This is a genomic window from Arcticibacter eurypsychrophilus (assembly GCF_001730525.1).
Lineage (GTDB): Bacteria > Bacteroidota > Bacteroidia > Sphingobacteriales > Sphingobacteriaceae > Arcticibacter > Arcticibacter eurypsychrophilus.
On the sequence record NZ_MDFN01000006.1, the window covers coordinates 139,267 to 154,247 of the forward strand.

Sequence of the window (14,981 nt, forward strand, 5' to 3'; positions counted from 1 at the left end):
TGCATTAATAACAGTCGGTACGGATTTGATCATGCGATTGATAAAAGCTTAAACTCTTATTTGTCCTGGTCTGACAAATGGTTTCAAGCAGTTCCATCACATCTTTCTGCATCGATAGCGATCCGCAGATCATCATAACGCCGCCTTTGCCAAGTATCGCGGCTATTCGATCCGCATCCTTTTCTATCAGGTTATAAACATACTCTCTTTGACCTTCTCGGGAAATGGCAACATTGATGCTTAGAACCTGCCCTGCCGCCTTATTTGAATCTAAAAATCTTTGATATCTCTCAAACGATACCTTGTCCCTAAAACCGCAATACAAATGGCAGGATATCTTCCCAGTATTCGCGCTGATCATTCCTAAAAAGGGTGCAATGCCTGTACCGTTCGAAATCATGACAACTTCGGATGCTTTTTCAGGAAAATGAAAGTGCGTATTACTGACAATCTTAGCCTGAATTTTGTCACCAGGCTTTAACCGATTTAAAAAACCTGAACCTAAGCCACCTAGATGCAGCCTTACACTTAATCGGATCTCTTTACCTATAACACCTATTGAATAAAGCCTTTCCCGATGATCATTCTCAGGATATATGACTAGTAAATCGCCAGAGGCGACACGTAAATTTCCTTTTGCCTTTAGGCTGATCGTAAATAGACCACTTTCATGTTCTGCATGGGCTATAGCGGTTACGCTGAGCTCTTCCAGATTTTTTGCTTTAACAGGATGCAGTTCAGTAAGCGCCTCTATGGAAATCCCAGCTTGCTGAGACCAGGCCTCCGTCCACAGGCCAAATTCGGCAGGAGACCTATCATTTACCGTATGCATATCAATCAGCGGTACAGCCCAGTCCTGATGAGAAAGCAAATTACTTACTTCAAAAGCGAACTTACAAAAATCAGGATAGGCGTGCGAACCAAAACCTAGCACCGAATACTTAAGCGATTGTTGTTGCGGGAATTTTGCCAGCAAATTGGCAAATTTAGCAGCATTAGTTGGTGCATCGCCCAACCCATAGGTAGCGGTAAAAACCAGCAGATATTCTGCTTTTGAAAAAACAGTGTACCTATTAAGCTCTGTCAGGAACGACTTTTCACCCGCTTTAATCAATTGCCGATGAACCGACCTGGCAAAACTAAATGTATTGCCATTTTCAGAGCCTACAAGAATAATAAATTTACTTTCATGGACATTATATTTATTGCGGGTACGATTGGCCCTTCGCTTTAGGGTGATGGCAAATCCGGAATAAATAAAAAATAAAATATTAGCTGATGCAAGGGCCAAAATAATCGCCCAAATGGAGTTGGCTCTTCCCGTATGCAGGTCGAGACTTAAATTTGTAATTAATACAGCAGTTGGATATTTTACATCGCTAATAATATCCCCCGTGATTTGATTTACTGCAACCTCACCTGTTTTGAGTTTAAGGGTATAGTAGTCTTCGACATCTTCCGAAAATGGAAATTCTACAGATTCTACATCTGATAACTTTGTTTGCTTGAAGATAGCAAATTCCTCAGCTTTTTTTTTAGGTTCAGAACGAATCGCGTCAAAATCTATCTCTGGCAACTTATTTGGACTGCTCACTAATCCGAATCGTGCAAATGACAGATAAATGCCGCTTAGTGCAATGATAATGATTGGTATCAGGGATAATCGTCCCAATACTACATGATAATATTGGGCAAAGTTATCTTTAGCTATTCGGGTAAAAAAACGCTTAACGCCACGTTGCCGCTGAATGATCAGTATGGTTCCGGAAACAGTAATCAACAACAATAAAAAAGCGGTTAAGCCTACGAAGAACCGACCCATACCATGTAAAAACAACGACCGGTGGAAGGCAGTTACCCACTCAAAGAAATCACTTTTTTTATCTGGAATACCTAAGACACGACCAGTAAGAGGATCTACATAAGCCAGCAGCTTTTTACCATTTGCATAGCTGCCACTCGCTTTTACAAAATGATTCGCATCTATAGTAATCTCAGAAATACCGGGATAAGCTTTTCGTAGCGCCGGTAACGACTGGGCAAGCGTAACCGAGTTAAATTGTTCCGCCTGATACGGCTGCATCTTTTCGGCCACTGGTTGAAAAGCAAGAATAACTCCAGTAACAGCGGCAAGAATCAGCAAAATAAAAGACGATAAGGCCAAAGCTAAATGGCTGTATCTCCATATCGAAATGGTCATAAATGCGTATTCTTAATTAGCACTAAAACGCACATAACGGATATACCCGGTACCTTCGCTTTTTGCAGAAAGGGTAGCGGTTGTAAGCGGTATTTCCAGATCTTTAACGTGATAGACCTTATCTTCTACAGCGCTTTCAAAGCGTAATTTATAACCCGCATTGATCTTTGAATTTTGAATCTCAATCACATTTACACTTCTATCCCCACCGGTAACAGAAGCACCAGTTATCGCACTGATATTCGCCTGCTTTTTAGCCTTTGAAGCATTCCATTCTTTTAAACTTGAATACCATTTTTTATCAGGGCCCATCACATATAAGGTCTTTTCGTAAGCACCTTTACTATCAATAAGCGATATGACTACATACGCACCCTCGCCCATATAATTGGTCATCTGGACCATGCATTTATATTTCGCCGTGCTCTGAGCATGTGACAGAGAAGGGACTGCAAAAGTTAGCGTAAACACTAAAAGCGCCGCTTTAAATAAATTGGACATATTGATTATTTCAGAAAGTTAACAGGTATGTTATTTTTTGTAAGCGATTCATTTTCAGTCGCCAGATCAAATGCCGTTTCTTCAAAATTAGTTACAGCATCTTTTTTAGCACCGATAGCAATCAGGTATTTCATCATGCTATCATCCTTAGCGATCATAGCCGCTCTGTGTAAAGCTGTTAAGCCTTCACTATTTTTTGCGTTTACATCTATACCCAATGACACCAGGCGTTTTACCAATGACAGATCATTTTTCCCAACAGCTATATGATACAATGTGTTGCCATTCTTTTGGGGAGCAGCAAGGTCGAGGCCCCTTTCTTTCAGGATAGCTAACTTAGTTTCCAGATCATCTGCTTTCGGTACGTTAGCTGGCCTTTCACCCTGACCATTCGGGCCGCCTTGTCCCATTTGCGGACGGAATGATTCTACTACATAGTAGGCCACATTATTTCCATCTTTATCCAGTGTTTTTACATCTGCACCTTTTGCTAACAAGTAACGGATCACATCAGGTGAATTAGTACCTACGGCTAAAGTTAAAGCGGTTTGTCCTTTTTTGTTGGTCTGATTTATATTTTTAACCCGAGACGCTAACAATGCGAAAACAGCCGTATCGCGGTTTGATGCCGCAGCATTCATAAATACGGTGTTACCATCTTCATCCAACTGGTTTACATCAACACCTTTTGATAAAAAGTATTGAATAACCTCAGCCTGGTTTGGTTTGCGTACAATATAATGAAGCGCGTTTTCACCACCCTTACCAGTAGCAGTCGGCTTAATATTTAAGCTTTCCAGATATTGATAAATTGGAAGGCCAATAGTTGCACCCCCTCGCCTGCCACCACCACCCTGAGCAGCCATGAGCATCGCATCCGCATTAGGCTTAACCCCTTTTTCTAAAAGGCGCTTCAATAACGCTATGTTTCCCGACTTAGCCGCATAGCTAAAAGCATTGTTACCTACTGCATCCGTGCTGTTTAAGTCGAGTTTTTTTGATACAAAGTAATTGGTTAGCGTAAGGTCTTTATCGTTAGCAACTGCTAATAATAAAGCATTTGCACCATCTTCAGTTACTTCCTTTTCCAGATTAGCACCATGAGCAATCAGCAGGTCATATATTTTTGTATTCTGTTGTCCGGCACTAGCTGCAAAAAGCAAAGGAGTGGTGCCATGACTATCTTTTAAATCGATCTTAGAACCTTTATCAAGCAGGTAGGAAATCAGTTCGTCATTTCCTCTGAAAGCAGCCCAATGCAGGTAAATACGGCCATCATGCGTAGGTTTTGATATATCATTACCCGGCTGAGCCAGCAAATATTTGATAGACGCTGTCGGTGCCTCCGCATTTATAGCCATCACGACCGGATCAAAACTATTTTGGTTCATTTCAGATGGACTGTTTCCCGCTGCAATTGCTGCCTTAACAGCAACTACATCTGGTGAACTTTGCCAAAAGGATTGATCCAAAAACTTATTCTGCTGGGCATTTGCACCCAAGCACATTAGAATTAAACCCGCGGCAATTAGTTTTCTCATGTAGCGATCGTATTTACAGTAACGCTAAGTTAATAAGAATCAGTCTAAATAAAACCAGGAACGAAAAATTAATTTAAAGAGATGAATCGTTGCAAAAAGTTAGCACAGTATACCTTTTCAAAAAAATCTTGCTGTAGAGAACTTTTAAAGATTACGCGACAAATTTTATGGCTTTATGTCCATTCTTAACCCCGAGCTATGCCCATTAAATTCTGGGGCATACATGCATTGTACGGTGGTTATGCCGGTTGAAAAATTACCAGGTTGCGCAACCCTTAGTTGGTATTCAAACACATAATTCCCTTTGTTAAGCCGACTGATAAAAAAATTAGTTGCTGCATCTTTTGTTACCTGATAATAGTATAAACCATCCTGATATCTATATTCAGATAACGCATTAATTGGTTCTGTGCCTGCGGGGCGCATGTCTTTCAACTGCACATACTCAAAGTCACGGCCAGCTTTCAAGTAAACAACAACCTTTAACAGATCTCCTGTCTTAGGCTGATGTGAAGCATCAACCGCTGTTAATAATGGACCTGAATCCGTTTGCTTCTGAATAAAATAGTTGCGTTCCAAATGAATATCGGTATTGGACGGTGTTATTTTATCTATTTGCTCCAGGTATTGCCAGTGCATAGCCCCCCAACTTATAGATTTTCCAGAATTATTAATGGTTACCTTGCCAAACTCCGGCTTAATTTGCTCATCAACCCAGCTTGTTTTTAAGTATCCTGTACCTGCTTCGGTTTTAGTATCAGGCTTTAACTCCGTTAACAATTTACCATCTAACTTGATCACTGAGGTATTACCCGCTGATAACCATTCGCTTTGATTAAGTAGCAAGGCATAGCTGGCGGCGGCTGTAGCTTTAGTAGTTTTCCAGTTATTGGTTTGTTTATTCAGCAACAACCAAATCTTCATTTCCCCTACCGCTTTTGCATTATTACCCACTTCTGTAAACAGTTCTATCAATAGACTTTGGGTTTCTATAGGCGATTGATACCAATAATATCCCCTTTGAACTTTAGCCCAGTACATCCCTAAATCATCTGACTGCTGAGCTGTTTCCTTTAACGATTTAATAATTGCGCTTGCTACAACCAGCTTACCATGACGTTGCATAGTCAACGCTATCATACATTGTTCGTACACATTTTGCGTTACCCATTGCTTTTCAGCTCGTTTAATGTAGTTGTCGAAAACACGCTTAACTGCATTGGAAGTTACCTCGTTCCCAAAATAGCTATGCGTATACCAGGCATGTATTTCCATGGCATCCAATCCTCTGGTTAAATAATCTTTTGACTCTTTGGTCCTATTATCATCATCAGTAAGCTGATTATTAAGATAATTAAGCCCTTGTTCTTTTATATCTTTTACTATTTGGTTGCTATCAGTTGCAATTTTCAAGTGAACCAATTGACCTATGCCGGCTAAAATATGCTGAGTAATATATCGGTCTGAACGGTCGCCGGCAAACCACGAAAACCCACCATCCGGTAGTTGGCGTTTTTGCAGTTTATTCAAATTCAACTGCAGCTCGCTGCTCATATGATTCAGATCAAAAAGCAGCGTCAGGCGTTTCTTTTGTTCCGACTCAGTTAGGGCATCACGCAACCACGGTGTTTCCTCCAGCAATGTCGTTTTTAGTTCCTGATTCTTTTCCAGGTGGGATAACAACTCCGTACTAGTACTACTTTTCCACCTTTCAAATACCTGCCTGATGATGGGGGTCTTATTCATCAAGTTAGTAGCTAAACTATTCGCGAAGTAGCGACTAAACAGTTGTTCAGAACATTCATACGGGAATTCCATCATATATGGCAGTGCCTGTACCGCATACCAAGCAGGATTTTGTGTGTACTCTAATGTAAGCGACTTACTTTTTAACGTATTGCTTTTATTGTTTAGTAATTTATCAAAAGCAAAGACCCGATTTTGCCCTGCCCGAATCATCATCGGCAAGCTTTCAATAACTAGCATGCGGTCTGGCAATACTGGCACGGTGTTCTCTTCACCATCACTGTATGTATCAGACTCAGCCGTAATGCGATAAGTAAGTGCATCTAGCCCCGCTGGAATAATCAACTTAAACGATAGCGCTTTATTAGTTGATGCATTTAACTCAAAAGACTGTTCAGATTGAGCTGGATCTTGCAATAATGCAACAGGCTGCATATTTATGCCATTGAAAAGCTGCATCCTAACTTTACCCCCTAGCTTTTTGGCGGTTAAATTGGCCAGTCTGGCTGAAATGCTAATCGTATCACCTTCTCGTAAGAACCGTGGCATGTTAGCACCAATACTAAGTTGTTTTTGTGTAACCACTTCAGCTTCGATATAGCCGGTGTGTAATTCCCTGGTATGTGCTAGTGCTCTAAACTTCCACTTCGTTAAAGCTTCAGGCAGGATAAAATCAATCAATATCTGCCCTTTTTCATCGGTACTCAATTGCGGATAGAAAAATGCTGTTTCATTAAAGTTTGTTCGTAAAGTAATTGGTTTGGGTATTGTGCTCCTTAGATCCTGATCAGACGGCACATCCTGACTAATCTGTAGACCTGCTATTTTGCCGGCAAGCGCATTAATTGAAGAAGGATCAATTGAGGCAAAATTATACACAGCGTTATCAGAAACCGTGCTATTACCACGAATCCGTATCGTCTGTACTGAACCGGTAAGACTCTCCTTTTTTTGGCTGCCATAACCCACAACAACCACCTCATTTAATTTAGCACTACTACCTTCTAATTTTACACTGATATTTTCCTCTTTAGTAGTGTTTATTACTTGGCTGATATAGCCAATAAAACCAAAGGTAAGCTTAGCATTAACGGGCACCTTTATTTTGAAAACACCTTTTGAATTTGTTGATGTATGAATATTTGAATAGGAAATACTGACAGTTACCCCCGGAAGTACCGTTGCGTCATTAGCGTCGATTACTTTGCCGGTTATTACGTACCCATTTTTTATTAACGCGGCATTCTTCAGATAAGCGGCTTCTAATGCTTTATCGTTTTCCAGATTCCGAAAAGTTGCTTTAGCAACCTCTAAATAATTTGAATAACCTACATTGTAACCGCCGTAATAAGTATAGCCAAACAAATTTAGCTTTTCATAATCACGTAAAAGCAAGATGTAGTTTCCTTGATTTGATGAAACAGCATTTGTAGTAGCTACGTTTACAAAATTATAGGTGCTCCATGCAAAGTAATTGGGTTCGTATTCTCCAGGATCAGATAACGCTTGTTGCCAATTTTGGGCTGGGCTAATATCATCTAACGAGCTATCATATAAACCAGCAAGCATTTCTGCGGCTTGCTTTTCATTGTCCTGATTACTTACTTGTATTTTCCATTGTTCCTTTTGTCCCGGTTGTAACTTGTTACGAAAGGTAAGCAGCTTCAGTTTCAGCGTCTCATCTTTAGCTAAGATTGCTATTTTTTGATAAATACTGCAAGAACGGTTATTGTTGACCATCATAAACTGAATAGCCACATCCTTATCCACATTAGAAATTGGGATCTTAATACTTTTTTGATCATTTTCGATAGTGATCCATTTGGATGAAATAAGCTTAGCCGCCTGGTAACGCTCCATTAATACATTCATCTTGCTGCCCATACCTACCAAAAATTCAGCGCTTTCACCTCCTTTTACTGTGGTTATAACAGGGATAATCCAGTTCTTGATGTCAGATGGTTGACTGGGTTCAGCAACCAAACTTATATATTTCGTTATTGAAGTCGTGTCCCCTTTTTCATTGCGCCCACTTATAATGATCTGATACACCCCTGATGGTGATTTTTTTAATACATTAAGGTCAATAATACCCGGCTTTTCTTCTTCAATTGCTATATCTAAGTTTGTCACCTGCCTGGTCTTTGCCCATGTAGCGCTAATATCTTCTGTACCATACGCATACTGAGGGAAGGAGCTTTTGAAATCGGCCTTACTTAATATATATTGATCAGGCTTTTCCCAAAGCCTGTTTATAACTGTATTTTCAGGGGTTTGCAAAGCATAGACAGCTACTTTAACCGTTCCCTTCTGTGGCTGGCCGTTTAAGTTATTAATTCGTACAACAGATTTTAAAGTGTCTTTAGCAAAGATGATCTCTGGAATAAAATTTTGAATAGCAATATCGTTGTAGCCAATCACGACAGCCATTTGTGCAGAATGGGTTTCACCTGCAGCATCAGTTACATCTGTGCTAATGGTATAGTTATAGGAAGCGATAATGGTTTTATCTATTTCGCCAGGAATAGCTTTAAACTTCAGCTCAAACTTGCCCTGATCGTCTGTTGTAATGGTATCTGCTTTGATCTCTGCAATTTCCGGCTGAATGTAGCGGTAGCCATATATTCCCAGCCTTTCTAAATTGTTATGAAACACCCTATTTTGCGAGCGAACAATACGGTAGGCAACCCTGGCTTGTGATAATCCATATCCCGAGAAGGCTGTAACAGTTCCCTTAATGGAAACAGAATCATTAAGCTTATAGCTTTCCTTAACAGGTAGAAATTCCGTCTGAAAAGTGGGGCGCTTATATTCTTCCACCTTAACATAAATTGAACCATCCAATGTTTCTAATTCTACGCTGCCACCTAACATATTTTGCGGAATGATAAAGCTGCCACTAATCGTTCCGTACTCATTTGTTTTTAACCTTAGCGTGCTTACCTCTTTCCTGTTCACATCCCAAAACGTGACATTTAACACTTTAGCGGGCACTATCTTACTTTTTCCATTTAATATCTCAAGCTGTAGCCCCTTAAAGTAAATAGATTGACCAGGGCGATAAATCTGCCTGTCGGTAAACAAAACGGTTTTGTCTTTGGCTTCATCATCTCTGTTATTATCTGCAGCGCCATTAATATATTTTGATTCGTTTGTTAAGGTGTCACCTTTATAATGCAGTTCCACCGAGATGTTGTTCGTGTGTTTCTGTGAATGGTAAAAGCCATCCTTATTGGTTAACCCTCTTTCTTGAAAATCGATCCATCTTGGAGTTCCTGCTGCATCTTTGTAACCCCAATACCTACCGCTCAATTTGACATGTACACCCTCTAATGGATAACCTGATTGCCTATCCATGACACGTAGTTCCGTACTTCCATCAGGATTTAACCGCGCGTTATAAGCTAAAGAACTTACCTTAAATTCCGATAAGCCCGTTAGCGTTTCGTCATCAGAAGAAAGGTCTTTAACCATCAAAACATAATTTCCAGCAGATAATGCATCTATTTTTATTTCTGCACTATGTTTACTGTAGTCGCCTGGATCTACCCATTCAAATACATTAGTTGCTACTGGATTTATTTTTTTCAAGAACTCAAAACGTTCTTTTTGTCCGTTTCCTGTATCATAATTTTTGTGGTAAGCCGTCAATTGCACTGCTGATAACCTGTATATATTAATTTTAGCAGCACTAACGTTTTTATAATTCAATACAGCCAATAACGATTTATCCGGACTGTTCACATCTTCTAGCTTTGCCGAAAGTTCTTTACCCTCAAGCTGGGCGATCAGTTTCAAAGCATTCTTTCCACCAAAGCTTTCGGGATAAGATGAAGCTGCCGATTTGAAATACCTATACGCAGTTTTTAAACTGTCAATTGCCTGGTAATACTGCCCCTGCATCACCAAAGCCTGGCTGCTAATGGGTTTATCGGAATGAGTACTTCCTAACTCTTTTAGGGCAAGAAGATACAATGAATCTTTTTTAGCAAGTTTTGCTTTACTGTATAAAAAATAGAGTCGTTTGAGGTCAAGATCTACCAATGCCTCTACATCATGGCGTTTTAAGTGAAATAATGACGCTTGCTGCAATAACTTTATTCCACTATAAAAATTTGAAGTAGTATCTTTTGTAGTCATGCGCAGAAAGGGAAACGCAAGCCCAGGAGGGGTAAACGGATCGCTAAGTCCAAACAATTCAGGGTCCTTAAGTAAGAAGGGCAATTTAGGTTTAGTAAGCTCTGCCTCATCGGTCAGATAAAAATCGAGCGCACGTTGAACGAGTAGATCATATAAAGTAGGCCTAAGGTACCTGGTCAGTGTATCCCCCTCCAGAACGCCATCAAGAACGCTAATTGGTGTGTTTTGCTCCAGGGTTGCCTCTGTTAATGATCGCTTATACAGGTTGCTTGTTTCTGTAATTATGGTTTGCAGATCCCATTTTGTAAAGTCAACATCGGGTTTATCTAAATGGCTACGCTGAGTAAATTGATAGCGGTTTTGCTGATAGTATTTCCAATAAGTCTCCGCCAGCAGGGATTGCAATACTGGCTTTACCGGAAATTTTGCTTTATCAATATCTGTTTTCAAACGGATGATAATAGCAATCATTGCATTCTCCTCCATGTACGATTGAAAAGTCATCCTATAAATAACAGCCCGGATTTGTTGTGGGGCATTATTAGTTTGGCGGGCAAGCGCATCCAACTTGTCAACCTCCTTAAGTGCCGATCCAGGCAATCCAATGCTCGCCAAAGAATCTATTTTATAACTGATATCGTTAAATTTGCTTTGAGCCGTTGCTAGTTGGATGCTCAGCAAAAGGCATATAACCAAAAAGCATTTTGATAAGGCAGAGAGATATGAGCGCATAGAATGAATTTAGGTCTTTGCTAAATTTAGTGAATTAATGACTAGTTTATAGCGATAAGATGCAGTTTAAGAGCAATTAGCATAAAAGGATTATAGAAAATTGCAACTAAATCAACCAGGTCTCTTAGTGGGCTGCCGAGACGATCCAATTTCAAAACAACCTGATCGCCTTTTCTGAACTTTTTGAGAAGTTTTTTAAGTTCCGGTCTATCTGTATTGTTTCCAGAAATCTTTTCTTGGTAGATATTTGTGCAACCAAATTCTGTCAGCTATAACGGTTAAAACGAATTCATGAATTTGGCCAAAACGAATTCATGAAAAGCCTATTCTCCCTCGTCTAAAAAAACGACCGTTTCTTGATAATGAGATATCTAAGGCAAGAATTATTTCGTCAAGTAAACTCGCTCTAATTATTAAGGTTACGTCTAGAGAATAGAATAATATTGTCACTTATCTACCTTGAAAGTAAAATGTCTTTGAGAGAAATAACTGAAAATAGCCAAAATAATGGAAGTCAGAATCTTTGCAATCGTCGGGTAAAAAGCAAATGCTTCAACCATCAATTTCATGAAAGCATAGTTAAGTATGAGGTTGGTACCTACTATAGAGCCATAGCGGAAAAGCTGAATTCTGCCTTTCAATTTTGAATCCGTAAAGATCAAGTATTTATTTAAAAAGAAACCGATTAAGAAGGTAACAATTGATTCAATAGCCAGAGCGGCGATTGGCGCGGTCACTAACAATTTGGAAAGCCGGATGTCTTTTTGTTCTAATATATAATTGTAAGCCAGGTAATAGACAACAATTCCGGTTGCAAAGGTGAAACCACCCGTTGCAAGGTATCTAAAAGTGTCACGAGAAATCCATTTGGAAAATGGTGGAAAGAAAAAATCTATACAGGTTAATACTGCTTTTCGCATATTTCGAATGTGCACGAAAGTAGGAATCAAAGCGCATTTTCCTGCAAAATGCGGCTATTATCAGGTAAAATAAAGTTCATAAGGCAAAATACCATACTGTTGTACTTTTCCACGTGCTCACAGCCAAAGTAACTGTAATTTTGATAAGACAACGTTCAATTCGTCACCATTCCACCGTTATTTTGCAGCATTTGATCATTAGAAACAAACATTTATTAATCATTGATAAATTCCTCTTATGGTTTATTTTTATAGTTTATTATTTTAATAGACTTCATTTGTATGAATGAATTTGGAATCTTGCCCTTGCGAAACTTTTAGTAAATTTTATAAACAAGTTGCACAGCAATAAAACGTTAGTTGTTATTTACGGAAATGCTCAATCCCAAAAGCTGATCATTCACATCGATCTCTAAACCCACCAGGGGCTCCTGTACATGCAGGCCGTAAAATTTCTCAGATACTGGTACAATGTTGTATGTGTTTTCGACAAGCTTTACCTGCTTAATTGTCTTTACTTTCGGAACAGTTTTTACAATGGAAACCAGCCTTTGCTCCAAAGGCTTTTCTGAAAGATCCACTGATCTTTCCTTCGGCTCTGGTCGCACCGAGGTCAAGTTAACCTTAACTAGTTCTGGTATGTCCTGTGCTTTGTTCGACTTGTCAGCTTTAAACAATACTACAACCGAAGAAACGGCAAAGAATAAGCAAGCTGCGATCGACAAGTGTTTTACTGATAGACCGAAACCAACAGCAGGTTTCCTTATTGCAACAAAATGTGCTTTAAGTTTCTTACTGATTCCTGCTGCAGGCAGCAAAGTGTCATTGGACTCCTGAGCAGCACTAAGCGTATGCTTCAGAATAAGGTGATAAGCATTGTACCTTTCTTCAGTAAGAAAAGCAGACACAAATAGGCGCTCCTCGGCATTCAGTGCTCCGAAAGCTTTGCTCATCAAGAGCAATTCCAGTTTTGGCTCCAATGTCTCCATTATTTCGTTTCTTTATAAGGATTAAAAATATTAAGTTCTGAGTTCAGTTTCTTTAAGGAATAAAACAACCTCGATTTTACCGTACCCTCTGCGCATTCCATCACCTCGCTGATTTCTTTTACCGAGAGGTTGTCCTGATATCGCATTGCAAAGGTAAGACGATGTAAATCATCCATCTTTTCCAATTCTTTCACAAGCATCTGATTGAACAGCCGTTGGTCAAACCTGTTAGATAGGGCAGAAGTACTCTTATCCATGATCGCTGTGAAATCAAAATCCATCACCTTGCATCCCCTAACTTCATTTTTTCTATATTCATTTTTACACATGTTGCTGGCAATCGCATAGATCCAAATCTTAAATTTCTTATCCGGATGATACAAATCTGCCTTTTCTATTACTTTCAGGAACAAGTCCTGCAAAAAATCCTGAGCCTTTTCTTCATCCTGGTATAATTGCCTGTAAAAGAATCGTAATAAGGGCTTCGAATACCTGATATAGAGTTGTTCGAATGCAGGGTGGTGGCCTTTAACTACATACGCCATCAGCTCTTCATCGGAGCAAACGGCGTATGTTTTATTCAAAAATGAAAGCATCAATTCCAGTTTCTTATTTCAATTATTTAGACTCCTCAAAATCCAGATTCTGTGGTCCTGAGACTGTCGGTGACAGTATATTGGTCAGGGGAACACTTTTGTCTACCACTTCAAATTTGAGATCGTCCAGCCAGACTTCTCCTGGACCAGCTTGCAACACACCGAAAGCAAATCCGGTAGCGTTTTCAGGTGTCTCCAATACGATCTCGTATTTTTTCCATGCTGTATTACCGGTGATTGGTCTCTTCTGCATATTGTCAAAAGCAAGCGCATTAGCTTTGTCAGGCCCATCTATCCTGAACCACATTCCAGCCCAATTTTTCACATCTTTAGATTTGATATAGCCCGAAAGTCTAACCCTTTTACCTAAATAGCTTGAAGGATTGAAACTCTGCATGATCGTTCCAAAGCCATCTACTGTCTTTTTCGACTTCAAAAAGGCAACGTTACCATTTCTTTCCGCATCCTTTACAAGGCCAATTTCATAGCTGTCAGGATTACTTCCTGCAAGGAACCAGCCCTTAATGTCGTCCATCGGTTTAAAAGCAAAGATAGATGCCACCGCCAGGAACGAGGCGGCAGCCACTATGTAGAGTTTTATTTTTTTCATGTTGTTTTAGCAATTAATTAAATATAACTGATTATTTGGGTCTTTATACTTTATCTAATTGGTCAGGGGAACACTTTTGTCTACAATTTCAAAATTCAAATCATCCAGCCAGACTTCCCCAGGCCCGGCTTGCAGCAAACCGAAAGCAAAACCAACACTGTTTTCAGGTGCATCCAATACAATCTCATACTTTTTCCATTCCGTAGTGCCTTTGATTGGCCTTTCTTGCATATTGTCAAACGCCAGAGGCTTTGTCTTTTCCGGTCCATCTATCCTGAACCACATCCCGGCCCAGTTCGTAACATCCTTTGACTTGATATAACCAGAAAGACGAACCCTTTTACCTAAATAGCTCGAGGGGTTGAAGCTTTGCATGATGGTCCCAAAGCCGTCAACTGCCTTTTTTGACTTCAAAAAGGCAACGTTACCATTTCTTTCCGCATCCTTTACAAGGCCAATTTCATAGCTTTCAGGATTACTTCCCGCAAGGAACCAACCCTTGATATCGTCCATCGGTTTAAAAGCAAAGATAGATGCCAGCGCCAGGAACGAGGCGGTAGCTACTGTGTGGAGTTTTGTTTTTTTCATGTTGTTCTCGGTTAATTTAATTCATAATCTGACCCTCTATACACCCAAGTCAGACAAACGTTCAATAGAAATTAAAATAATATTTTACGAGGCTTTTATAAGGCTCAAAAGGGATTCGAAATGGGTTTGTGAAGGATGGGGTTCCTTGTCTATAAACATCGTCTCATAACCATGATTTTGAATTATAAGCAATGTATAGATTATGACAGTACTTCATACCTAGAAAGTACTTGCTATTAGAATGAGTTAATCATTATTCCCTCGTTATTTGATAATACTGGAACCTTAATCGAATATTCTTATGAAGCCAGTAATCAGAGCAAATAATTTGATCAGATTAAAATGAAGGTGTAAATAGGAATTTACGTAATTAGTTGTATTTGTTTACACTGCTGTCCGATAAAAATTAAACTCATTT

General features: G+C 39.6%; 10 protein-coding genes. All 10 read right to left on the reverse strand.

All coding sequences use genetic code 11. From position 1 onward, the window contains the following. Positions 1-4: 4 nt before the first annotated feature. On the reverse strand, positions 5-2,200 hold the full coding sequence (locus BFL47_RS05175; protein ID WP_069658737.1) for a PepSY domain-containing protein: 2,196 nt from the start codon (positions 2,198-2,200) through the stop codon (positions 5-7). A 12-nt stretch (positions 2,201-2,212) separates the two neighbouring features. Then, positions 2,213-2,701, reverse strand: a complete 489-nt coding sequence (locus tag BFL47_RS05180) for a DUF2271 domain-containing protein (protein WP_069658738.1) — start codon at positions 2,699-2,701, stop codon at positions 2,213-2,215. Positions 2,702-2,706: 5 nt separating this feature from the next. Next, on the reverse strand, positions 2,707-4,242 hold the full coding sequence (locus BFL47_RS05185; RefSeq protein ID WP_069658739.1) for an ankyrin repeat domain-containing protein: 1,536 nt from the start codon (positions 4,240-4,242) through the stop codon (positions 2,707-2,709). 165 nt (positions 4,243-4,407) lie between these two features. Continuing rightward, complete coding sequence (locus BFL47_RS05190) at positions 4,408-10,860, reverse strand: alpha-2-macroglobulin family protein (protein ID WP_069658740.1); 6,453 nt, start codon at positions 10,858-10,860, stop codon at positions 4,408-4,410. A 41-nt stretch (positions 10,861-10,901) separates the two neighbouring features. After that, complete coding sequence (locus BFL47_RS19235) at positions 10,902-11,129, reverse strand: recombinase family protein (RefSeq protein ID WP_083257017.1); 228 nt, start codon at positions 11,127-11,129, stop codon at positions 10,902-10,904. A 177-nt stretch (positions 11,130-11,306) separates the two neighbouring features. Next, positions 11,307-11,780 carry a GtrA family protein gene (locus tag BFL47_RS05195; protein ID WP_069658741.1) on the reverse strand — a complete coding sequence of 158 codons (474 nt, stop codon included), beginning with the start codon at positions 11,778-11,780 and terminating at the stop codon, positions 11,307-11,309. Positions 11,781-12,136: 356 nt separating this feature from the next. Next, entirely contained in the window at positions 12,137-12,769 is a 633-nt protein-coding gene (locus BFL47_RS05200) for a hypothetical protein (RefSeq protein ID WP_069658742.1), read from the reverse strand. Further along, complete coding sequence (locus tag BFL47_RS05205; RefSeq protein WP_069658743.1) at positions 12,769-13,365, reverse strand: RNA polymerase sigma factor; 597 nt, start codon at positions 13,363-13,365, stop codon at positions 12,769-12,771. The genes BFL47_RS05200 and BFL47_RS05205 overlap by 1 nt, the downstream gene beginning before the upstream one ends. A 22-nt stretch (positions 13,366-13,387) precedes the next feature. Then, positions 13,388-13,975: a hypothetical protein gene (locus BFL47_RS05210; protein ID WP_069658744.1), complete on the reverse strand. Its 588-nt coding sequence runs from the start codon at positions 13,973-13,975 to the stop codon at positions 13,388-13,390. A 54-nt stretch (positions 13,976-14,029) separates the two neighbouring features. Next, positions 14,030-14,488: a hypothetical protein gene (locus BFL47_RS05215; RefSeq protein WP_170827273.1), complete on the reverse strand. Its 459-nt coding sequence runs from the start codon at positions 14,486-14,488 to the stop codon at positions 14,030-14,032. Positions 14,489-14,981 lie beyond the last annotated feature (493 nt).

Excerpts from the sequence above, each read along its gene's own strand:
- BFL47_RS05180 (WP_069658738.1), bottom strand. The coding sequence starts at position 2,701 with ATGTCCAATTTATTTAAAGCGGCGCTTTTAGTGTTTACGCTAACTTTT.
- BFL47_RS05200 (WP_069658742.1), bottom strand. The coding sequence starts at position 12,769 with ATGGAGACATTGGAGCCAAAACTGGAATTGCTCTTGATGAGCAAAGCT.
- BFL47_RS05185 (WP_069658739.1), bottom strand. The coding sequence starts at position 4,242 with ATGAGAAAACTAATTGCCGCGGGTTTAATTCTAATGTGCTTGGGTGCA.
- BFL47_RS05210 (WP_069658744.1), bottom strand. The coding sequence starts at position 13,975 with ATGAAAAAAATAAAACTCTACATAGTGGCTGCCGCCTCGTTCCTGGCG.
- BFL47_RS05205 (WP_069658743.1), bottom strand. The coding sequence starts at position 13,365 with ATGCTTTCATTTTTGAATAAAACATACGCCGTTTGCTCCGATGAAGAG.
- BFL47_RS05190 (WP_069658740.1), bottom strand. The coding sequence starts at position 10,860 with ATGCGCTCATATCTCTCTGCCTTATCAAAATGCTTTTTGGTTATATGC.
- BFL47_RS05175 (WP_069658737.1), bottom strand. The coding sequence starts at position 2,200 with ATGACCATTTCGATATGGAGATACAGCCATTTAGCTTTGGCCTTATCG.
- BFL47_RS05215 (WP_170827273.1), bottom strand. The coding sequence starts at position 14,488 with ATGGACGATATCAAGGGTTGGTTCCTTGCGGGAAGTAATCCTGAAAGC.
- BFL47_RS05195 (WP_069658741.1), bottom strand. The coding sequence starts at position 11,780 with ATGCGAAAAGCAGTATTAACCTGTATAGATTTTTTCTTTCCACCATTT.